The sequence below is a fragment of the Actinomadura citrea genome, assembly GCF_013409045.1.
GTDB lineage: Bacteria > Actinomycetota > Actinomycetes > Streptosporangiales > Streptosporangiaceae > Spirillospora > Spirillospora citrea.
In genome coordinates this window covers 8,735,777-8,755,691 of record NZ_JACCBT010000001.1, presented here as the reverse complement: position 1 = coordinate 8,755,691, position 19,915 = coordinate 8,735,777, and the positions used below count along the sequence as shown (strand labels likewise).

Genomic DNA, 19,915 nt, shown 5'->3' with positions numbered 1-19,915 from the left:
GACGGCGGCCGACACGAGCTACGCGAACGCCGCGCCGAGCGTGTCGGTGAGGGCCGCGCCGGCCATGCCGTCCGGGTCCAGTTCCGGGTCGTAGATGGCCACGTGCAGGCCGACCGCCCGCGGGCTCGCCACCAGCGTCCGCAGGACGGACGTCAGCTCCTCGAACGACAGACCGTCCGGGTTGGGGGAGTCGACGGCCGGCATCACGCTCTTGTCGAGGATGTCGGCGTCCAGATGGATCCAGTACCCCACGATCGGGGCGGCCTCCAGATGCGCCCGCGCCCCCTCGGCGGCCGAGTCCGCGCCGTGCTCGCGGATGTACTCGATCGGGAAGCGCCGCACGCGCGAGGCCTCGAACGCGTCCAGGTCGAACAGCTCGAAGTCCTCGGGCTCCCGCTGGAGGCCGATGTGCGCGACGTGCTCCTCCTCGACGTAGGGGCGCAGCCCCTCGACGTCGGTGAGGGCGGCCGGCCCGTGCCCGGTGACCAGGCCGAGCGCCATTCCGGCCGCCACCAGCCGGCCAGCGACGGCCGACGGGTCCCGCCGCGGCGAGTAGTCGTCGTGCCCGTCCAGGTGCGCCAGCCCGTACACGCCGCGGCGCCGCAGCGCGAGCATCGGGCCGAGCAGGATGCCGCAGTCGCCGCCGAGCACGACCGGGAACTCGCCGCGGTCCAGCACCTCGCCGATGCAGGCCGCGAGCCGCTCGGTGTAGTCGACGAGGCCGGGGCCGTTCAGGTAGCCGGTCTCGTGGTCCGGGCCGAACACGTAGGGCGGCGGGTCCACGCGGCCGGCGTCCTCGGCCTGCAGGCGGCCGACGATGCCGTGCCCGCGCAGGGCGCGGGCCAGCCGGCGCACGCCGGGCTCATGACCCTCGCGCGGCGGGCGGAGCCCCAGGTTGGACGGTGCGTCGAGCACTGCGATCATTCATGCAATCTAGAACACCGCGACACCCCGGCACACCGCCCGACAGCGGGCACGTCAGGAAACGGCCGGGAACGGAAGGGGCGTTCGATGACCGCTTCGGGACGACTCGTCGACCGCCTCCTCGGCCTCCCCGAGTCGCCGTCCCCGCCCGCCGGGTCGGCGCGGGACCTGCGTGTGCCCATGCCGGACGGCGTCGCGCTCGTCGCGGACCTGTACCGGCCGCGCGGCGCGGGACCGCTGCCCGTCGTGCTGATGCGCACCCCGTACGGCAAGCGGCAGGCCGTCGTCCGGCTGTTCGCGGGCGTCCTGACCCGGCGCGGGTTCCAGGTCGTCGTTCAGAACGTGCGCGGCGTCTCCGGATCGGGCGGCGAGTTCCACGCCTTCCACGACGAGAAGGACGACGGCCTGGCCACGCTCAAGTGGCTCCGCGCGCAGCCCTGGTGCGACGGCAGGGTCGCGATGGTCGGCGCAAGCTACCTCGGGTTCACCGAGTGGGCCGTCGCGCCCTACGCGGACCCGCCCCTGGCCGCGATGGGGCTGGGCATCACCGCGTCCGAGTTCGCCGGCTCGTTCTACCCCGGTGGTGCGCTCGCCCTGCACAACACGCTCGTCTGGTCGTCCTTGATGGGGACGCGGGAGGAGAGAAGGCGGCCGTTCCACAACAGGCGCGTCCGGCAGGCGATGCGGCACCTGCCGGTAGGCGAGGCCGACCTCGCTGCCATCGGACGTCCCGAATCGTTCCTGCGCGAGGTCGCGTCCCACGCCGAGCCCGGCGACGATTTCTGGAAGGCGACCGACCACAGCGCCGGCGTCCCCGCGACCACCACGCCCACAACGATGGTCACGGGCTGGTGGGACCTCTTCCTGCGCGGCCAGCTCAGGGACTTCGCCGCCCTGCACGCGGAGGGACGCCAGGTCCGCATCACCATCGGCCCCTGGGGACACGACGCCAAAGCCCTCCGCGCGACGCTCCACGACCAGGTCTCCTGGCTGAACGCCCACCTGAACGGCGACAAGGCCCAACTCCGCAGGGCGCCGGTAAGGCTGCACCTGCAACAGGCCGACACCTGGCTGGACTTCGACCGATGGCCCCCGCCCGAGACCAAGCCCACGCCGCTCTACCTGTCCCACGGCCTCGTCTGGGACGAGCCGGACGCGGACCCCGCCACGTTCACCTACGACCCCTTCGACCCGACCCCGAACGTCGGCGGCCCGCTCCTGTCGCCGGGCAAGGGAAAGCAGCGCGACAACGCCCCGCTCGAACGCCGTGACGACGTGGTCGTCCTCACCGGCGCGCCGCTCGCCGTGGACCTCGACGTGATCGGGCCCGTCGCGGCGACGATCCACGTGCGCACCAGCACCGGGCGGGGCGACCTGTTCGTCCGCCTCTGCGACGTCGACCGGAGCGGCGTCTCCCGCAACGTCACCGACGGCATCCTGCGCATCACGTCCACCGGGACCGTGCGCGCCGAGATCGAGATGCATCCGACCGCGTACCGCTTCCGGCGCGGCCACCGCCTGCGCGTCATGCTCGCGGGCGGCGCGTTCCCCCGCTTCGCCCGCAACCACGGCACCCCGGAGCCCGCAGGCCGGGCCGTGGCGTCCCGGCGCACCCACTTCGCGATCCTCCGCGACGCCGCCCACCCCTCCGCCCTCCACCTCCCCGTCTGGAACCCCTGACCCCACCGCGGACGCCGGCCCACCCGGTCTGCGCCTGGCCGACGTTCCGGCCGCCCATCGCGCCGAATGCCCAGCGTGTTCCGTTCATCGCATGCGGTGGCCCGTTCGTCGACAGGGCCGGGCAAAGCCGCGATGCGCCGGCGGACCCCCGCTACGTTCTTCACATCCGCCGGACGGTACGGCGCGAGCCGCTTCGGGGGGAGCGGCCGGTCCTGTGCCCGCGCCGGGACCGCGACGGCGGAACGGGGGGAGAGGGGTCACTCGGGGGGAGTGGCCCCTCCGTCCGTTTCCAGGCTCTGTGAGTCACCCGCATTGTGAGTCACCTGCCCCGCCTGTCTGCCTGCTTTGTTGGCTGGCTACAAGGCGGCCGGAGCGAAGGCGCGGCTGCGTGAGAAGTAAAGAAAGCCGGGGCGCCCCACAATTCTTGCACCCGCGAATTCCCCCCCGTCGCGGGTTCGCCTAGTGAAGGGTACGCCCCCGATGAACAGGCATCTGACGCACGCGCTCAGAGTGCTCCCCGCCGTCGTCGCCCTGGCCTCCGGTGCCGCCCTGGCACCCGCCGCGCAGGCCGCGCAGCCCGCCGCGCCGGCACGTCCCGGTCCCCTCGCCGTAAACGACCTCGCCGCCAATCCCTACGAGCGCGGCCCCGCGCCGACCGAGGCGAGCATCAAGGCGGAGAAGGGTCCGTTCGCCGTCGAGAAGATCGACGTTCCGGCGGGCAGCGGGACCGGCTTCAACAAGGGCACCGTCTACGCGCCGACCGACCGGAGCCAGGGCACGTTCGGCGCCATCGCCGTCTCGCCCGGATTCGTCTCCCCGCAAGGCTGGATCGACTGGTACGGGCCCCGCCTCGCGTCCCAGGGCTTCGTCGTCATGACCCTGGAGACCAACAGCCTTCTGGACGTCCCGGCCGCCCGCGGCGAGCAACTTCTCGCCGCCCTCGACTACCTGACGGGCAGGAGCAAGGCGAAGGACCGCATCGACGCGTCCCGCCTCGCCGTCATGGGCCACTCCATGGGCGGCGGCGGGACGCTGGAGGCCGCGAACAAGCGCGCGTCGCTGCGGGCCGCCGTTCCGCTGGCGCCCTGGGACACCACCTACGACTGGAAGAACGTCAGGGTCCCCACCATGATCATGGGCGCCGACAACGACTTCATCGCGCCCGCGGACTCGATGGCGGAGTCCTACTACGACAACCTCACGGCCGTTCCGGAAAAGGCCTATCTGGAGCTGAAGAACGCCGGGCACATGACGTTCAACTCGCCGAACGCCACGATCGCGAAGTACGCCATCGCGTGGATGAAGCGGTTCGTCGACGACGACGCACGCTACGAGCAGTTCCTCTGTCCCGAACCGAGCCCGGACGCGGCCATCGCCCAGTACGAAGGCACCTGCCCCACCGGCTGACCCCGCCCCGGCCGGTGGTGGCGCCCGACCCGCTCGGCCGCCCCCACCGGCCGTCATCCCCGCCGTCAGTGCCGGTCGTCAGTGCCGGTCGGCGGGGGAGAGCCGCCGCTCGCCCTGATCGAGCCGGATCAGATGGTGCAGGAGCAGCAGCAGCTCGATCCGCCGGTCCGGGTCGGACATGCCGCCGCCCAGGATCTCCTCCAGGCGGCGGATGCGGTACCGGACGGTCTGCTCGTGCACGAGCAGCCGTTCCGCCGCCGCCACCGCGTTGTCGCGGCACTCCATGTAGGTCAGCAGCGTCCGGGCCAGGGCGTCCCGCCGGTGCGGCGGCAGCTCCATCAGCGCCGCCAGCCGGGAGCCCAGTGCGACGTCCAGAAGCTCCTCGCTCTGCGCCGCGACCAGGCTCGGCAGTTGGTCGAGGCAGCGCAGCGGTTCCTTGCCGGGCAGCACGCCGCGTTCCACCAGCGCGAGCCCGCGCCGCGCCCAGCGCAGCGACAGGGCGGCCCGGGACGGCGGGACGGCCGGGCCGATCGCCGCCGCCCGCGTCCCCCTGATCGCGGCGAGCAGCCGGTCCCGGCCGGGTCCGCCGGGGTCGGGGCAGATCAGGTACGGGTCCGGCGCGTGCCAGTCGACGAGGAGGACCGGCGGCAGGACGGGGACGGCCCCGCCGGGGTCGGGCCGCAGCGCGACGGCGGCCAGCGTCCGCGGCACCTGCCAGCCGGCCGACCTCGCCAGCTCCGCGATCGCCTCCGTGCTGGCCGGCGGGTCCATGACCAGCAGGTCGCGCAGCCGCCACCGGAACCGCTCCCTTTCGCCGGCCAGCTCGCCCTGGGCGCGCGCGTAACCCTGCGCGGCCGCGCTCGCGACGCGCTCCAGGAACACGAACAGCGACTCGGTGATGGAGCCGAGCGTGTCCAGGGACCAGCCGAGGCGCCGGGCGTCCTTGATGAACCGGCGGCACGCGACCTGCCCGCTCACCCGGACCGCCGCCTGCAACCCGTCCAGGCTGCGGCCCTCGCGCGCCTCGTACGCGCCGATCCCCTCGAAGATGCCGGTGACGCCCTCCCACTCCATGTCGGGGCGGCCGATGGCGTCCACGAACTGCCGGACGGTCTCCTGGACCGCCCACCGCATCCGCCGGCCGTAGCGGCTCTCCGGCGGGCGCGCGTACTCCGGGACGAGCCCCTGGATCTCCTTGACCATCTCCACCGCCGCAGCCTCCAGATGGGGCCGCATCGGCCCGGCGACCTCCGGTGGGAGCCCGGACAGCGGAAAATCTCTCCCGGCGGACGGGATGGTCCGACTCATGGCGCGCCCTCCTGAAGCCGACTGCCCCCTCAGGTTCGGTTCCGGAAGCGACGGACCGATAGGCGTGTTCGGAAAGGTTCGAGACGGGCGGATTGTCACCCGGCTGACAGCCGAGGAGGCGGCGCCCCGGCGTGTCGCGAGGCGCGGACCCGGGCGGCGCGGGGACGGGCCTCGCCGCATAAATGGGGATCTCCCCTCACCGGCCTCCCGGCGTGCTGCCGCAAATTCAGGTAAAGGAATCCCCGGGCCCGTTCCAGTATTCCCGGGCCCCGCACCAAGGACTCGAAGATCCCGACTTGGGGCGGACGTTTCCGACCTGACAGGAAATGACCGTTCCGCGAGCCTGGGTCGAAAAATTGACCCCGGGGGAGTCGACTTCGAGGCACGGCTGCGGAATGGTCTCCCGCATGGATTCACGATTTCGAGCCGCCTGCGGGACGTCCGGTCCCGTCAAGTGGCTGCTGGCCTTTCTCTGCGCCCGCGAGAAGGCGCTGCGGACGCACTCCGGGGTCGCCTCCGGCCCGGCCGAGTGGCTGCTGGTCTTCCTGGAGGTCGAACGCACCGGGCTGGCGGCCCGGCAGCGCCCGGCCGCCCTGCCCTCCCGGCGCGGCAGGGCCGAGGAGCCACCGTTCGGCCGGCTGTCCGCCCGCAGCGCGTAAAGGAAGTTCATGAACATCGAGATGCTCCTCGCCGCCCTGATCGGCGGCGCGATCGGCTTCGCCGAGCTCGTCGCGCGCTACCGCGACCGGCCGGCCGCGGCCCTGCTCTCCCCGGGCGGGCTGCTGTTCGTCTTCGTCAACGCCTGCGCGTCGATCGTCGCGCTGATCGCGGTGACCGCCTCCGGCTGGACGTTCGGGCTGCCCGTCACCACGCCCCCCGCGAGCCTGATGGTCGTCCGGGTGATCGCCGCCGGGCTCGGCTCCGCGGCGGTGCTGCGCATGTCGTTCGCCCCCGCGCGGGGCCGCGGCGCAGGCGCCGGCCCCGTCGCCCTCCTCAACGGCATCCTGCGGGTCGCCGACGGCGAGCTGGAACGCAAACGCGCGCTCAGCAGGCTGTCGCACGACGACCTGGCGGGGCTGTCGTTCGAGCGCGACCACGCCGCCCTCGCGGAGCTGTGCTGCCACCTCATGCGCGAGTTCGACCTGGCCGAGGCGCAGCGGCTCGGCGGCCTGGCGGCGGAGCTGAGCAGCCGCGACGACCTGACCGACGCCGACAAGCTGGACTGCTGGGGGCTGGAGCTGACGCGGCTCGTCGGCGAGCGCGCCCTCCGGCAGGCGGCGCGGCGGCTGCGGGACCGCCCCCGCGACGAGGCCCGTCCGGCGGCCGAACCCGAGCAGCCTTCGGCCGTCCCGGCCCCCGACCACGACTACCTGGCCGAGACCGCGCCGTCCCGCCCCCCGGTCGCCAAGGCCTCCCGCCTCGCGCCGAGCACGAACGGCAGGCCGGAACGCAAATCGTTCAGCGACGCCTGACACCCCGTGGAATACCGGTGCGCCCGTTCGGCGGGGCGCGCCGGTATTTTCGCTGGGACGGGTCACTTCGCCGGACGGGTCACCCCGTCGGGACGGCTATTTCGGCCGGCCAGAAAGGGCCGCCTCGGAATCGTCCCGCGCCTCCAGTGCCGCCGCAATGCGGTGCAGCGCCTCCGCCATCGAGACGAGCGCCTGCACCTGCGCGGCGGCCATGAGATTCCCCGGCGAGGGATCGGCGGCCTGGGCCTCCGCCGCCGCCTCGCAGGCCTGCTGGTTCCACCAATGCACGTGCCGATTCTATTCGGTGACACGAATGCGGCACATTGCGCCGCGCCGCCCCGCCGCCGGTACGGAAAAGGCTTTGCCGGCACCGGAATGGAAAGGACCCCGCCGTGAGCACCGAACCCCGCGCCGCCCCGCCCACCGCTCCGCCCACCGGAGGGCTCGCCGGTCCTCCGCGCTGGACCGGCAAGCCCGTGCGGCTGCTGACGACCGCGGAACTGGCCGAGGCCCTCGAATATCTGGAAAGGCACCGCCCGGACGACGACGTCCTCGGCCGCGCCCTCGCCGGCGAGTTCGTCCGGCGGACGGCCGCCGCCGAGTTCGCCCGCCGCGCCACGGCCGACCGCCGCGGTGCCCTGGAGAGCGGCCCCGGCAGGGGATGCGCCCCTGGAGAGCCCCACCCCGCCTCGCCGGATCTCGACGGGCCGCGCCGCCCGCCCCTGACGCCGCCGCCAGGACGGCCCCGAGCCCCGCAGTGAGTCGGAGCACCCTGCGTACCCGGGGGCCGTGAGGCCGGGAGGTCGTGAGGTCGTGCGTCACTTCCGTGGCCCGGGGTATGGACGCGTCATGGAGGTACGGCTGCGCAGGGTGTACGAGCCGCCGTCGGCCGAGGACGGCAGGCGGATCCTGGTCGACCGGGTGTGGCCACGAGGCCTGTCGAAGGACAGGGCCCGCCTGGACGAGTGGGAGAAGGACGTCGCCCCCTCCACCGAACTCCGCAAGTGGTACGGCCACGACGCCGCCAGGTTCGAGGAGTTCACCCGCCGCTACGACGCCGAACTGGCCGAGCCCGAACGCGCCGCGGCCCTCGACCACCTGCGGGAACTCGCCCGGCAGGGCACCGTCACCCTGCTCACCGCGACCAAGGACGTCGACCGCAGCCAGGCCGCGGTCATCGCCGGCAGGCTCCGCGACTCCTCCTGAGTTACCTGGCCGCTCCCTTGCCCTCCCCCTTTTTCTAGGGTTTCTGGACGTTTCGCGTCAACTTCCCGTTCACCTTAATGGAACGCTCCTTTTCGGCGGCGTCTTCAAAGGGGCGGTATTGGACATTCCATCTCCCCTGACCATGCCCTTCAAGAGAAGTTCTTTCACCTTTTGGTGACCCTGTTCAATTGAAGTGAAAAAGCAGAGATTGACCCCTCCGGCCGGGCGAGTTTACGCTCCCTTTGCGCAGGTCCCAGCGAGGAGGAATCGCATGCGTAAAGGGATTGCCGTTTCCGCTGCCACCGCAATTGCCGTGAGCGCCTTGTGCGTCGCGCCGGCGTCCGCGGCCCCGCGTCGGGTGCACGGGCCGAACGGGGTGACCATCGAGATCGCGACCGTCAACGGATCGGGCTGTCCGGCCGGAACGGCCGCGGTCGCCGTGTCCGAGGACAAGGAGGCCTTCACCGTCACCTACAGCGACTACCTGGCGCAGGCGGGCGGTTCCTCCGGCCCGACCGACTTCCGGAAGAACTGCCAGATCAGCATGAAGGTGCACGTCCCCCAGGGCTTCACCTACGCGATCTCGTCCACCGACTACCGAGGCTTCGCGTCCCTGGAACCGGGCGCGTCCGCCGTCGAGAAGGCGAGCTACTACTTCCAGGGAATGTCGCAGACCTCCGCCGTCTCGCACCCCCTGAAAGGCCAGTACGCCGACAATTGGCAGTTCACCGACACCAACGATGTGGCGCAACTCGTTTACAAGCCCTGCGGCGAGGAGCGCAATTTCAACGTCAACACGGAACTGCGGGTGCTCAAGGGCACCTCGGACCCCGCGAAGACCAGCTTCATTTCGATGGACTCCACCGACGGAAGCATCAAGACCACCTACCACTTCGCCTGGAAGCAGTGCCCCCCGTGGTGACGGGCCGTTCACGGCCGTGACCACCGGCGCCGAGCATGCCGGCTTCCATCCAGCCCCGAGTAGAGGAGAACAACCGATGCGCACAGGACTGTCCGTCCCGGCGGCCTGCCTGGCCGCCCTGGCGCTCCCCCTGGCCGCCGTGCCCGCGTCCGCCGAGACGGCGGACCCGCCCCCGCCCGACCGGATCGTCATCGACGTCAACACCGTGAACGGGTCGGGCTGCCGCGCGGGGACGACCGCGGTGGCGGCGGCGAGCGACAACACCGCGTTCACCGTCACCTACAGCGACTACCTGGCCCAGGCCGGAGGCGGCTCCAACCCGACCGAGTTCCGGAAGAACTGCCAGATCAACCTGAACGTGCACGTCCCGCAGGGCTTCACGTACGCGATCGCCGGCGCCGACTACCGGGGCTTCGCGCACCTGGAGGACGGCGCGTCCGGGATGGAGAAGGCGAACTACTACCACCAGGGCATGGCGCAGACCACGCCCGTCAGCCACACGATCCGCGGGGGGTACTCCGACAATTGGCAGTTCTCGGACCGCACCGACGTCTCCGAGCTCGTCTTCAAGCCGTGCGGTGAGGACCGCAACTTCAACATCAACACCGAGCTGCGCGTCTACAAGGGCACCTCGGACGCCGCGAAGACCAGCTTCATGGCCTTCGACTCCACCGACGGGAGCGTCAGGACGACGTACCACTTCGCGTGGAAGAAGTGCCTGGGCTGAGTCGGGCCCTCAACTGCGCCGCCCGGGCCGCGCCCCACACCAGGGAGAACGCGGCCCGGCCGCCCGTCCGGACGAGGTTCGCCGCGGCGAGGCGTCCCGGCGCAGCCCGGAACGGGTTTTAGAGTGAGGGGGTCTCAAGGAAGGATCCTCACCATGCCCCTCGCCTCACGCCTGCCGGCTCCGCCCGAGACCATGGCCGTCCTGGAGGAGACCTACGCGGGGGTGCTGCGCCGAGATCCGGGCGAGTCCGAGTTCCACCAGGCCGTGCACGAGGTGCTGGAATCCCTCGGCCCGGTGCTGGCCGCGCGGCCGGGCCTCGCCACCGCCAAACTGGTCGAGCGGGTGATCGAGCCGGAACGCCAGATCATGTTCCGCGTCCCGTGGCAGGACGACGACGGAGAGATCCACGTCAACCGCGGCTTCCGCGTCGAGTACAACGGCGCGCTCGGGCCGTACAAGGGCGGGCTCCGCTTTCATCCCACGGTGAACCTCGGCATCGTCAAGTTCCTCGGCTTCGAGCAGATCTTCAAGAACGCGCTGACCGGCCTCGGCATCGGCGGCGGCAAGGGCGGCAGCGACTTCGACCCGCACGGCCGCTCCGACGCGGAGGTCATGCGCTTCTGCCAGTCGTTCATGACCGAGCTGCACCGCCACGTCGGCGAGCACACCGACGTCCCGGCCGGCGACATCGGCGTCGGCGCCCGCGAGATCGGCTACCTGTTCGGCCAGTACCGCCGCGTCACGAACCGGTGGGAGGCCGGGATGCTGACCGGCAAGGGCATGCTGTGGGGCGGCTCCGCCGTCCGGACGGAGGCGACCGGCTACGGCAACGTGATGTTCACGGCCGAGATGCTGCGCCGCCGCGGCGAGGACCTGGACGGCCAGCAGATCGTCGTCTCCGGCTCCGGCAACGTCGCGATCTACACCATCGAGAAGGCGCAGCAGCTCGGCGCGAACGTCATCACCGTCTCCGACTCCGGCGGCTACGTCGTGGACGAGAAGGGCATCGACCTCGACCTGCTCAAGCAGGTCAAGGAGGTCGACCGGGGCCGCGTGTCCGACTACGCCGACCTGCGCGGCTCCTCCGCCCGGTTCGTCGCGGGCGGCCGGGTCTGGGACGTCCCCGCCGACATCGCGCTGCCGTCGGCGACGCAGAACGAACTCGACGCCGACGCCGCCGCGATCCTCGTCCGCAACGGCGTGAAGGCCGTGTCGGAGGGCGCCAACATGCCGACCACGCCGGGCGCCGTGCACGTTCTCCAGAACGCGGGCGTCGCCTTCGGCCCCGGCAAGGCCGCCAACGCGGGCGGCGTCGCGGTGAGCGCACTGGAGATGCGGCAGAACGCGAGCCGCGCCGCCTGGCCCTTCTCCCAGGTGGAGGAGGAGCTGCTGGCCATCATGACGAGCATCCACGACACCTGCTACGAGACCGCCGACCGCTACGGCGCCCCCGGCGACTACGTGGTCGGCGCCAACATCGCCGGCTTCGAGCGCGTGGCCGACGCGATGCTCGCCCAGGGCCTCATCTAGCGAAGCGCGTCACCTCCGCCGCAGGACCGCCCGCTTCCGAGCCGCCGGATGGCTCAGAAGGGGCGGTCCGGGGCATGAGCGGAGAGTGACGGCGCAATCGCGAAGAGCCCGCGTCCGGCCCTTGGTCAGGGTGACCCTGCGCACGACGCTGACCACGGTGGCTCTCATCATCGTGTACTTCACGGCTCCCTTGAACAGGCCGTTCACGACGCTGACCGGCGTCGGGCTGACCGTGGCGCTGTTCGCGCTGGGAACGCTCGCCACATGGCAGGCGAGGTCGATCGCGCGCTCGCGCTCCCCGAGGCTCCGCGCGATCGAGGCTCTGGGGACGACCGTCGCGTTGTTCCTCCTGCTCTTCGCCTCCGGCTACCTCCTGATGAGCCATGACACCCCGCCCGGCTTCTCCGAGCCGCTGACGCACGTCGACGCCCTGTTCCTCACCATCACGATCTTCACGTCGGTCGGTTTCAGTGACATCGTCCCGATCTCGCAGACGGCCCGCGCCCTCACGGTCGTGCAGATGCTCGGCGACCTGGTCTTCCTGGGCGTCGTGGCCAAGGTCTTCCTGGAGGCGATGCGCCGGGGCGTCGAACGCAAGGCCGGCGAACCCTCCGACGGTGGCGAAGGCGGCTGAGGGCATCCGCGCCGCCGACGCGTTCGGTTGGTCGGCTTCGGTGGAGCGTCGGTCAACCGCGTGGCGCGGGCCACGCGGCGAGGGCCAGTTCGGCGGTTTCGGTCAGCTCGGTCGCCGTGGCTCCATCGCAGGCGCGTTGCGACATGCCCTGGATGACGGCGGCGAAGTACGCGGCCATGGCGCGGGGGTTCGCCGTGGAGGGCAGTTCGCCGGCCTGTCGTGCCGTCTCAAGGCGGGCTTGGAAGACGTCCAGGTTCCTGTTCCGCAGATCGCGGAGGAATGCCGCCACCTCGGCGTCCTGCGGGGTGACGTTGGTGGCCGCGCTGATCGTCAGGCATCCGGCCGGGTGCGCCGGGTCGGTGTAGACGACGGCAGCCTCGCGCAGAATGCGGGCGAACGCGCCCTGCGCGGTGGGCTCCTCATCGAGGGCGACGCCCATGAAGGCGCCCACGGGGGAGCGCCCATAGCTGTGCACCACCTCCCTGAACAGTGATTTCTTGTCCCCGAAGGCCGCGTAGAGGCTGCCGGGTCTGATGTCCATCGCCTCGGTCAGCTCGCCGACGGAGGTGGCCTCGTAGCCGCGTTCCCAGAACAGCCGTGTGGCCGCGGTCAGTGCCGCGTCGCGGTCGAACGCCCTGGGCCGCCCTCGCTTCGCCCGTGTGTCACCCACCCCCACATTCTAGAACGAACGCTCAAGAAGGCGTGCTACCGTATTTCTTGAGTCATCGCTCAAAAATTTGAGGAGTGGTCACAGCCCATGGACGCACGTGCTCTTGAGGGGAAGGTCGCGCTGGTCACCGGCGCCGGCCGTGGCATCGGACGGGCCATCGCCCAACGTCTGGGCCGGGACGGGGCCACCGTCGCCGTCGCCTACGCGCGCGACGAGACGGCCGCGAACGAGGTCGTCGAGCGCATCCGCAAGGACGGCGGCCGGGCCTTCGCCTTGCAGGCGGAGCTGGGGCACCACGGTGACGCGGCCCGCCTGTGGGCGGCCTTCGACGCCCATGCGGACGAGTACGCGCCCGGCGGGGGCGTCGACATCATCGTCAACAACGCCGGCATCGGCCGCAGTCATGATCTTGCGTCGTTGACCGAGGACGGTTTCGACGAGGTCTTCGCCGTGAACGTCCGCGCACCGTTCTTCATCGTCCAGCACGGGCTGCGACGGCTGCGCGACGGAGGCCGGATCATCAACATCTCCAGCGGTGCGGCCCGCCTCGCCATGCCGGAGATCATCGCCTACGGCGCCACCAAGGGCGCGCTCGACACCTTCACCCTCAACCTCGCCAAGGAACTGGGCCCCCGGGGCATCACGGCGAACTCGGTGGCGCCCGGCATCATCGACACCGACGTCAACGCGGGCTGGCTGCGTGGAAACCCGCAGGCCGAAGCCCACGCCGCGTCCCTGGCCGCGCTCGGCCGGGTCGGGCGGCCGGAGGACGTGGCCGACATCGTGGCCTTCCTCGCCTCGGACGACGCGCGCTGGGTGACCGGACGGGTGATCGACGCGACGGGCGGTTCCGGGTTGTGAGCCTTCCGGGGCGCCGGGCGCGGCAGGGTATGGCCCCCGGCGCGGCCTTTGTCAGGGGCCGTCCGGGCTAGGCTGCTGTGTCGTGCTGGAGACGCGCCTCGACACTGCTCGGATCCGGGCGGCCCGCCGGATGATCGCCCCGGTCTTCCTCGACACTCCGCTGTATCGCTGCGAGGCGCTGGAGCCCGTCCTCGGGTGCGCGGTGAGCATCAAACTGGAGACGGCGAATCCGGTCCGCAGCTTCAAGGGGCGCGGCACCGAGCTCGTCGCCGGGCTGCTCGCCGAGAACGGTCCGCGAGCGGCGGTGTGCGCCAGCGCGGGCAACCTCGGTCAGGCCCTCGCCTGGTCCGGGCGCGGCCGGGGGCTCGACGTCACCGTCGTCGCGTCCCGCTTCGCGCCCGCGACCAAGCTCGATCGCATCCGCGCGTTGGACGCCAGGCTGGAACTGGTGGACGGCGACTTCGAGATGGCGCGCGAGCGGGCGGTGGCCATCGCGGGCCACGAGGGCGTCCGGCTGGTCGAGGACAGCCTGGACATCGAGACCTGCGAGGGCGCGGCGACCATCGGGCTGGAACTGCTCGACTCCGCACCGGCGTTCGACGCCGTCCTGATCGCGCTCGGCGGCGGGGCGATGGCCACCGGTGTGGGCCACGTGCTCAAGACGTTCGCGCCCGGGGCCGAAGTGATCTGCGTCCAGCCGTCGGGCGCGCCGGCGATGACACGCTCCTGGCGCCGGCAGCGCGTGGTCACCACCGAATCGACCGACACCATCGCTGACGGCGTCGCCGGACGACGCCCCATCCCGGAAGTCCTGGACGACCTCCTCCTGGTCGCCGACGACGCCGTCCTGGTCGAGGAGGCGTCGATCATCGCCGGTATGGGGCTGCTCCTCGACCGGGCCGGCCTCGTCGTCGAGCCGTCGGCCGCCCTCGGCATCGCGGCGATCCTCGAAGACCGCGCCCGCTTCGCGGACCGGCACGTCGTCACCATCGTGTGCGGCGGCAACGTCGACGCGGGCTCCTACCGCCGCTGGGTCGGCATGGGCCTCGACCACAAGCCTTGAGGACGCGCTCACCTGTTCCGGTCTTCGGCCCTGCGGTCTGCCGATGACTGCGCGGGATGCCTTTCGGAGGCTGGTCGAGCGGGTGAAGGCCGGGACCCTGGAGCGGACGGCCAGGTCACGCGGCCTGGCGTAGGGCCGCCAGCAGGGCCGTCGTGGCCGGTGGGTCGGGCGGCTCGCCGTAGGTGGCCGCGTAGACGCGACGGGTCGAGGCGGGGATCTCGGTCGCCTCGACGCCGGTGCCGCGGTGGGCCCGGAGCGCCAGGCCCGGCAGGGTGGTGACGCCCAGCCCGGCCGCCACCAGAGACTGCATCACCACCATGTCGTCGGTGCTGTAGGCGATGTCCGGCGCGAAGCCGACTCCGGCGCACAGGTCCAGCAGGTGGCCACGGCAGCGATCGCAGCCGGCGATCCAGCGCGCGTCGCGGTGCGCCTCCAGGGTCTGAGGTCCGGACGGCCCCGGCGTGACCAGGTAGGTGGGGTCGTCGAGCAGGTGGTGCAGCCGGATCCCGGGTTCCTCGGACGGCGACTCGTCGTAGCGGAAGACGACCGCGACGTCGGCCCTGCCGGCGCGCAGGAGCCGTAGCGCCTCGGGCGGGTGCGTGTCGGTGAGGCCCAGTTCCAGGCCCGGGTGGGTGGCCGCGAGGGTGGTCGCGGCGGCCGGGACGAGCGTGCACATGGCCGAGGAGAAGCCCGCGAGCCTGACCTTGCCCGCGCTCAGGCCGACGTGGGCCGACAGTTCGGCCGCGGCGGCGTCGACCCTGCCGATGATCTCCATGGCGCGTTCGGCCAGCAGTTCACCGGTCGGCGTGAGGCGGACCCCGCGGCCGACGCGCTGCAGCAGCGCGGCCCCGGTCTCCTTCTCCAGCCGCGCGATGTGGTGGCTCACCGACGGCTGCGTGTAGTGCAGATCCCTGGCCGCCGCGGTGATCGAGCCGGTGCGGGCCACGGCGGCGAGCACACGCAGGCGGACGAGGTCCAACATATTCACTCCGTCTATGGAATCCAATGATCATAGGCATTGGACGTGATGAGTCGAGAGCCGTCAGGCTGGACGGCATGCAGAGCTCGATCCTGACCTTCGCCCTCGCGGCGCTCGTGCTGATCATGATTCCGGGGCCCGACCAGGCCCTCGTCACCCGCAGCACGCTCGCCGGGGGCCGGGCGGCCGGGCTGCTGACGACGGTCGGCGGAGTGGCCGGGCTGGCGGTGCACGCCGGCGCCGCCGCGCTCGGGCTGTCCGCGCTGCTGCTCGCCTCGGCGACCGCCTTCGCCGCTCTGAAGATCGTCGGAGCCGCGTACCTGCTGTGGATGGCCGTGCAGACCCTGCGCTCGGCCGCCCGCTCGCGCCGTGAACCGGAAGCGGCACCGGTCGAGCGGGCCGGGCGGCCAGGACGACCACGGCGGCGGCCGATGTCGGCGCTGGGGCAGGGGTTCCTGAGCAACGCGCTGAACCCGAAGGTCGCGCTGTTCTTCGTGACGTTCCTGCCGCAGTTCCTGTCGGCCGAGTCGGCGGGCGCCGCGCGCGGCCGGGCGCTGCTGCTGTCGGCGGTGTTCGCGCTGCTCTACCTGGTCTGGTTCGGCCTGTACGTCGCCGTGGTCGACGGGTTCGGACGGTTGCTTCGCCGTCCTCGGGTGAAGGCGGGGATCGAGCGTGTCACCGGCGTGCTGCTGATCGGGTTCGCGGTCAAACTGGCCACCGCGCGCCAGTCCTCCTGACCGGCCCGCGGCCAGAGGGCCGATCCGCGGCCGTCGGCGGCGTCCCGCCGACCGGCATCATCACGACATCACAAGACCAGGCACCACCGATGCGGCCCGGAGCTGCACCGTCCGTGTCCTGCACCTGCGAACACACCGAGGAGAATCACATGGCCATCCAACGCATGGACCACGTCAGCGTCGTCGTCGACGACCTCGAGGCCGCCATCGCCTACTTCACCGAACTCGGCATGGAGCTGGAGGGCAGGGCGCCGATCGAGGGTCCCGTGGTCGACAGCATCAACGCGATCGACGACATCAAGGTCGACATCGCGATGATGAAGACGCCGGACGGCCAGGGCCGGCTTGAGCTGACGAAGTTCCGGTCGCCGGCAGTGATCGCCGGCGACCCTGAGGTCGCGCCGCCGAACATGCTGGGCCTGCGCAGCGTCATGTTCACCGTCGATGACCTCGATGACATCGTCGCCCGCCTGCGAAGCCACGGCGCCGAACTCGTCGGCAAGGTGGAGCAGTACGAGGACGTCTACCGGCTCTGCTACCTCCGCGGCCCGGCGAACATCATCGTCGCCCTGGCCGAGCCGCTGAAGTGAAGGCCGGCCCGGCGGGTCAGCGGCGGGTGAGGCGGACGACGGGAAACCGGCGGTCCGACTTGCCCTGGTATTTCGCGTAACGGGGCTGGGCGGCGGTGATGCGCTCCCACGCCTCCTCGCGGTCGGCGCCGTCGAGCCGGTGCGGCGCCACCGGCACGGCGTCGCCGCCGGCCAGCTCGATCGCCGCCTGCTCGGGGTGCGCCATCAGGTTGACGTACCAGTCCGGGTCCTGGCTCCCGCCGCCGGACGCGACGATCAGCCAGGCGTCGTCGCCGCCGGGGAACCACGACACGGGCGTCTCGCGCGGCCGTCTGCTCCGGTGGCCCACCGTGTTCAGGATCAGGACGTGCATCCCCATGAACGTCGCGCGGCCGCGCCGGATCTTGCGCATCATGCGGGCGTTCATCGTCTGCTGCATCCACCGCGACACCGCCCCGGGCCTGCCGCTCCTGTGCGCCTTCACCTGCTGATTCTGTGCCATCGCCTGCCTCCGGTCGGCCGTACTGGTATCCGTTGTCCTCACGCTAGGCGCGGCCCGGTCAAGGGCGCTTCTCGATTCCTGACCGGTCCGCCGTCCGTCGCGCCGAAGACAGGCGAGCCATGCCGCGGGACGGTTGGCGTGGGGGTTTTCTGGGGCATGCCATGAGGAGGGGGATGTCCGTCGTTGTGACGTGTCCTTCGACTACCGGGGGGTTTTCGGAGATGACCGCGGGATGGTACGGGCCAGGGGGAATGGACCCATTCGAGGAGATGCTCGCCCGCTTCTTCGGGGCGCGGGCGCACCGGCGGCCCATGGAGCGGATCAGCATCGCGCGGCTGATGAGCGAGCCCGCGCGGGAGCTGGTGCGGGACGCGGCCGCGCAGGCGGCGCAGTGGGGCAGCGACGATCTGGACACCGACCACCTGCTGTGGGCGGCGACCCGGCAGCACGGGACGCGGCAGTGGATGGCGCGGGCCGGCGCGGACCCGGACAAGATCCGGGATGAGATCGAGGACCATGCGCGGCGCGGCGAGCCCCGCGACGTCCCGCCCGAGCTGACCCCTTCCGCCAAGCGGGCGCTGCTCGACTCGCACCAGGTGTCGCGGGCGCTCGGGTCGTCCTACATCGGGCCCGAGCACCTGCTGTTCGCGCTGGCGCTGGACCGCGGGTCGAGCGCCGGGCGGATCCTCGACCACGAGCACGTGACGCCCGACTCGCTGCAGCAGGCGGCGCCCGGCGGAGGTTCCGGGCAGCCGCCGCCCGGCGGCGGCGGGCAGCAGAGCGGGACGCCGACGCTGGACGAGTTCGGACGCGACCTGACCGCCCTCGCCCGTGAGGGACGCATCGACCCGGTCATCGGGCGCGAGGACCAGATCGAGGAGACGGTCGAGGTCCTCTCGCGGCGCACCAAGAACAATCCGGTGCTGATCGGTGACCCGGGGGTCGGCAAGACCGCGATCGCCGAGGGGCTGGCGCAGCGGATCGTGGACGACGAGGTCCCCGAGACGCTGCGCGGCAAGCGCATCGTCCAGATCGACCTCGGCGGCGTCGTCGCGGGCACCCGGTACCGGGGCGACTTCGAGGAGCGGCTGAAGAAGCTCGTGGACGAGATCCGCGAGCACGCCGACGGCCTGGTCGTGTTCATCGACGAGATCCACACGATCGTGGGCGCGGGCAGCGCTGAGGGCGCGATGTCGGCGGGGAACATGCTGAAGCCCCCGCTCGCCCGCGGCGAGCTGCACGTGGTGGGCGCCACCACGATCGACGAGTACCGCCGCAACATCGAGAAGGACGCGGCGCTGGAGCGGCGGTTCCAGCCGATCCTCGTGCCGGAGCCGAGCACGGACGACAGCATCGAGATCCTGCGCGGCCTGCGCGACCGGTACGAGGCGCACCACCAGGTGCGCTTCACCGACGAGGCGCTCGTCGCGGCCGTCGACCTGTCCAGCCGCTACCTGACCGACCGGTTCCTGCCGGACAAGGCGATCGACCTCATCGACCAGGCGGGCGCGCGCGTCCGGCTGCGCAGTGCGCGGGACGGCGGGCGCCGCGAGCTGGAGCAGCGCCTCGACCAGCGGTGCCGCGAGAAGGACCAGGCCGTCGCCGACGAGGACTACGAGCGGGCCTCCGAGCTGCGCGACGAGGTCGCCCGGCTGGAGAAGGACATCACCGAGACGCGCGGGAACGGCGGGCCGGCCAAGGTCCCGGAGGTGACCACGGAGGACGTCGCCGAGGTCGTCTCCCGGATCTCCGGCGTCCCCGTCACCCAGCTCACCCAGGCCGAGCGGGAGCGCCTGTCGAACCTGGAGGGCCACCTGCACGAGCGCGTGATCGGGCAGGAGGACGCGGTCGCGGCGGTGGCGCGGGCCGTCCGGCGGTCCCGCGCCGGGATGGGCGACCCGGACCGGCCCATCGGCGGGTTCCTGTTCCTCGGCCCGACCGGCGTCGGCAAGACCGAGCTGGCGAAGGCGCTGGCGGAGGCCCTGTTCGGCAGCCGGGACCGGATGATCCGGTTCGACATGAGCGAGTTCCAGGAGCGGCACACCGTCAGCCGTCTGATGGGCGCGCCACCCGGATATGTCGGCTACGAGGAGGCGGGGCAGCTCACCGACGCCGCCCGCCGCCAGCCGTACTCGGTGATCCTGCTGGACGAGATCGAGAAGGCGCACCAGGACGTGTTCAACGTCCTGCTCCAGCTTCTCGACGACGGCCGCCTCACCGACGCGCAGGGCCGCACCGTCGACTTCCGCAACACCGTCGTGATCATGACGAGCAACCTCGGCTCGGAACTGATCACCGGCACGACCGAGATCGGCTTCGGCATGTCCGGCGAGGGCGGCGGGCTGCGCGATCGGATCATGCGGCGGCTGCGCGAGTCGTTCCGGCCCGAGTTCCTCAACCGGATCGACGAGATCATCGTCTTCCGGCGGCTGGAGCCGGGCCAGCTCCGCCAGATCACCGACCTGCTGCTGGACGAGACGCGCCGCCGCCTGCGCGCCCAGGACGTCTCCGTGACCTTCAGCACCGAGGCCGTGGACTGGCTCGCCGCGCGCGGCTACCAGCCCGAGTTCGGTGCCCGGCCGCTGCGCCGCACGATCCAGCGCGAGGTGGACGACCAGCTCTCCGACCTGCTGCTCTCCGGCGATCTGCGGCCCGGCGAGCACGTCGACGTGTCCGCGGTGAACGGCGGCCTCCAGTTCGACGTCGCCACGAAGTAAGAGTTAC

21 protein-coding genes are annotated in these 19,915 nt (G+C 71.7%); 15 read left to right on the top strand and 6 right to left on the bottom strand.

Annotation, left to right across the window (positions count from 1 at the left end):
* Positions 1-18 precede the first annotated feature (18 nt).
* Positions 19-924, bottom strand: a complete 906-nt coding sequence (locus BJ999_RS40100) for an arginase family protein (RefSeq protein WP_179838051.1) — start codon at positions 922-924, stop codon at positions 19-21.
* Between the two features lie 87 nt (positions 925-1,011).
* Here BJ999_RS40100 and BJ999_RS40095 point away from each other — a divergent pair, with 87 nt between their 5' ends.
* Together BJ999_RS40095 and BJ999_RS40090 are read left to right on the top strand one after the other, a co-directional pair.
* Positions 1,012-2,604: a CocE/NonD family hydrolase gene (locus tag BJ999_RS40095; RefSeq protein WP_179838050.1), complete on the top strand. Its 1,593-nt coding sequence runs from the start codon at positions 1,012-1,014 to the stop codon at positions 2,602-2,604.
* Between the two features lie 480 nt (positions 2,605-3,084).
* Positions 3,085-4,011, top strand: a complete 927-nt coding sequence (locus BJ999_RS40090; RefSeq protein ID WP_179838049.1) for an alpha/beta hydrolase family protein — start codon at positions 3,085-3,087, stop codon at positions 4,009-4,011.
* 78 nt (positions 4,012-4,089) lie between these two features.
* On the opposite strand, the gene BJ999_RS40085 is transcribed toward BJ999_RS40090, so the two are convergent.
* Complete coding sequence (locus BJ999_RS40085; protein WP_179838048.1) at positions 4,090-5,319, bottom strand: PucR family transcriptional regulator; 1,230 nt, start codon at positions 5,317-5,319, stop codon at positions 4,090-4,092.
* Between the two features lie 407 nt (positions 5,320-5,726).
* On the opposite strand from BJ999_RS40085, the gene BJ999_RS40080 reads away from it, so the two are divergent.
* Positions 5,727-5,978: a hypothetical protein gene (locus BJ999_RS40080; RefSeq protein WP_179838047.1), complete on the top strand. Its 252-nt coding sequence runs from the start codon at positions 5,727-5,729 to the stop codon at positions 5,976-5,978.
* A gap of 9 nt (positions 5,979-5,987) precedes the next feature.
* Positions 5,988-6,791 (top strand): hypothetical protein, encoded by an 804-nt coding sequence (locus BJ999_RS40075; RefSeq protein ID WP_179838046.1) that lies wholly within the window; start codon positions 5,988-5,990, stop codon positions 6,789-6,791.
* A 96-nt stretch (positions 6,792-6,887) separates the two neighbouring features.
* Here BJ999_RS40075 and BJ999_RS40070 read toward each other — a convergent pair whose 3' ends face one another.
* On the bottom strand, positions 6,888-7,079 hold the full coding sequence (locus BJ999_RS40070; protein WP_179838045.1) for a hypothetical protein: 192 nt from the start codon (positions 7,077-7,079) through the stop codon (positions 6,888-6,890).
* 104 nt (positions 7,080-7,183) lie between these two features.
* Here BJ999_RS40070 and BJ999_RS40065 point away from each other — a divergent pair, with 104 nt between their 5' ends.
* From BJ999_RS40065 to BJ999_RS40040, 6 genes are all read left to right on the top strand, one after another.
* Complete coding sequence (locus tag BJ999_RS40065; RefSeq protein WP_179838044.1) at positions 7,184-7,552, top strand: hypothetical protein; 369 nt, start codon at positions 7,184-7,186, stop codon at positions 7,550-7,552.
* An 88-nt stretch (positions 7,553-7,640) separates the two neighbouring features.
* Positions 7,641-7,997 (top strand): DUF488 domain-containing protein, encoded by a 357-nt coding sequence (locus tag BJ999_RS40060; RefSeq protein WP_179838043.1) that lies wholly within the window; start codon positions 7,641-7,643, stop codon positions 7,995-7,997.
* 376 nt (positions 7,998-8,373) lie between these two features.
* Positions 8,374-8,919, top strand: a complete 546-nt coding sequence (locus BJ999_RS40055) for a DUF4360 domain-containing protein (RefSeq protein ID WP_229810027.1) — start codon at positions 8,374-8,376, stop codon at positions 8,917-8,919.
* Between the two features lie 76 nt (positions 8,920-8,995).
* Positions 8,996-9,646, top strand: coding sequence for a DUF4360 domain-containing protein (locus BJ999_RS40050; protein WP_179838041.1), 651 nt, complete (start codon positions 8,996-8,998; stop codon positions 9,644-9,646).
* Positions 9,647-9,838: 192 nt separating this feature from the next.
* The gene (gene gdhA, locus BJ999_RS40045; RefSeq protein ID WP_218936437.1) at positions 9,839-11,176 is read left to right on the top strand and encodes an NADP-specific glutamate dehydrogenase; all 1,338 of its coding nucleotides are present in this window, start codon (positions 9,839-9,841) and stop codon (positions 11,174-11,176) included.
* Positions 11,177-11,306: 130 nt separating this feature from the next.
* Positions 11,307-11,810, top strand: a complete 504-nt coding sequence (locus tag BJ999_RS40040) for a potassium channel family protein (protein WP_229810085.1) — start codon at positions 11,307-11,309, stop codon at positions 11,808-11,810.
* 52 nt (positions 11,811-11,862) lie between these two features.
* Here BJ999_RS40040 and BJ999_RS40035 read toward each other — a convergent pair whose 3' ends face one another.
* The gene (locus BJ999_RS40035) at positions 11,863-12,480 is read right to left on the bottom strand and encodes a TetR/AcrR family transcriptional regulator (RefSeq protein WP_179838038.1); all 618 of its coding nucleotides are present in this window, start codon (positions 12,478-12,480) and stop codon (positions 11,863-11,865) included.
* Positions 12,481-12,567: 87 nt separating this feature from the next.
* Here BJ999_RS40035 and BJ999_RS40030 point away from each other — a divergent pair, with 87 nt between their 5' ends.
* Both BJ999_RS40030 and BJ999_RS40025 read left to right on the top strand, forming a co-directional pair.
* Positions 12,568-13,341, top strand: coding sequence for an SDR family oxidoreductase (locus tag BJ999_RS40030; protein WP_179838037.1), 774 nt, complete (start codon positions 12,568-12,570; stop codon positions 13,339-13,341).
* A gap of 82 nt (positions 13,342-13,423) precedes the next feature.
* On the top strand, positions 13,424-14,404 hold the full coding sequence (locus BJ999_RS40025; RefSeq protein ID WP_179838036.1) for a threonine ammonia-lyase: 981 nt from the start codon (positions 13,424-13,426) through the stop codon (positions 14,402-14,404).
* A gap of 115 nt (positions 14,405-14,519) precedes the next feature.
* On the opposite strand, the gene BJ999_RS40020 is transcribed toward BJ999_RS40025, so the two are convergent.
* Positions 14,520-15,386, bottom strand: a complete 867-nt coding sequence (locus BJ999_RS40020; protein WP_179838035.1) for a LysR family transcriptional regulator — start codon at positions 15,384-15,386, stop codon at positions 14,520-14,522.
* A 74-nt stretch (positions 15,387-15,460) separates the two neighbouring features.
* Between BJ999_RS40020 and BJ999_RS40015 the strand changes: the two genes are divergently transcribed.
* Together BJ999_RS40015 and BJ999_RS40010 are read left to right on the top strand one after the other, a co-directional pair.
* Positions 15,461-16,120 (top strand): LysE family translocator, encoded by a 660-nt coding sequence (locus tag BJ999_RS40015; RefSeq protein ID WP_179838034.1) that lies wholly within the window; start codon positions 15,461-15,463, stop codon positions 16,118-16,120.
* Between the two features lie 164 nt (positions 16,121-16,284).
* The gene (locus tag BJ999_RS40010; RefSeq protein WP_179839136.1) at positions 16,285-16,710 is read left to right on the top strand and encodes a VOC family protein; all 426 of its coding nucleotides are present in this window, start codon (positions 16,285-16,287) and stop codon (positions 16,708-16,710) included.
* A gap of 16 nt (positions 16,711-16,726) precedes the next feature.
* Here the strand turns inward: BJ999_RS40010 and BJ999_RS40005 are convergent, their stop codons facing one another.
* Positions 16,727-17,191 carry a nitroreductase family deazaflavin-dependent oxidoreductase gene (locus BJ999_RS40005; RefSeq protein ID WP_179838033.1) on the bottom strand — a complete coding sequence of 155 codons (465 nt, stop codon included), beginning with the start codon at positions 17,189-17,191 and terminating at the stop codon, positions 16,727-16,729.
* 221 nt (positions 17,192-17,412) lie between these two features.
* Here BJ999_RS40005 and BJ999_RS40000 point away from each other — a divergent pair, with 221 nt between their 5' ends.
* A complete protein-coding gene (locus BJ999_RS40000; protein WP_179838032.1) occupies positions 17,413-19,908 on the top strand; it encodes an ATP-dependent Clp protease ATP-binding subunit in 2,496 nt (831 codons plus the stop codon).
* Positions 19,909-19,915: the final 7 nt, after the last annotated feature.

Bases quoted from the DNA above. Each gene is read 5' to 3' on its own strand.
- BJ999_RS40085 (WP_179838048.1), bottom strand. From the start codon at position 5,319: ATGAGTCGGACCATCCCGTCCGCCGGGAGAGATTTTCCGCTGTCCGGG.
- BJ999_RS40075 (WP_179838046.1), top strand. From the start codon at position 5,988: ATGAACATCGAGATGCTCCTCGCCGCCCTGATCGGCGGCGCGATCGGC.
- BJ999_RS40030 (WP_179838037.1), top strand. From the start codon at position 12,568: ATGGACGCACGTGCTCTTGAGGGGAAGGTCGCGCTGGTCACCGGCGCC.
- BJ999_RS40090 (WP_179838049.1), top strand. From the start codon at position 3,085: ATGAACAGGCATCTGACGCACGCGCTCAGAGTGCTCCCCGCCGTCGTC.
- BJ999_RS40000 (WP_179838032.1), top strand. From the start codon at position 17,413: ATGACCGCGGGATGGTACGGGCCAGGGGGAATGGACCCATTCGAGGAG.
- BJ999_RS40100 (WP_179838051.1), bottom strand. From the start codon at position 924: ATGATCGCAGTGCTCGACGCACCGTCCAACCTGGGGCTCCGCCCGCCG.
- BJ999_RS40010 (WP_179839136.1), top strand. From the start codon at position 16,285: ATGGACCACGTCAGCGTCGTCGTCGACGACCTCGAGGCCGCCATCGCC.
- BJ999_RS40095 (WP_179838050.1), top strand. From the start codon at position 1,012: ATGACCGCTTCGGGACGACTCGTCGACCGCCTCCTCGGCCTCCCCGAG.
- BJ999_RS40015 (WP_179838034.1), top strand. From the start codon at position 15,461: ATGCAGAGCTCGATCCTGACCTTCGCCCTCGCGGCGCTCGTGCTGATC.
- BJ999_RS40060 (WP_179838043.1), top strand. From the start codon at position 7,641: ATGGAGGTACGGCTGCGCAGGGTGTACGAGCCGCCGTCGGCCGAGGAC.
- gdhA (WP_218936437.1), top strand. From the start codon at position 9,839: ATGGCCGTCCTGGAGGAGACCTACGCGGGGGTGCTGCGCCGAGATCCG.
- BJ999_RS40005 (WP_179838033.1), bottom strand. From the start codon at position 17,191: ATGGCACAGAATCAGCAGGTGAAGGCGCACAGGAGCGGCAGGCCCGGG.
- BJ999_RS40050 (WP_179838041.1), top strand. From the start codon at position 8,996: ATGCGCACAGGACTGTCCGTCCCGGCGGCCTGCCTGGCCGCCCTGGCG.
- BJ999_RS40020 (WP_179838035.1), bottom strand. From the start codon at position 15,386: ATGTTGGACCTCGTCCGCCTGCGTGTGCTCGCCGCCGTGGCCCGCACC.
- BJ999_RS40080 (WP_179838047.1), top strand. From the start codon at position 5,727: ATGGATTCACGATTTCGAGCCGCCTGCGGGACGTCCGGTCCCGTCAAG.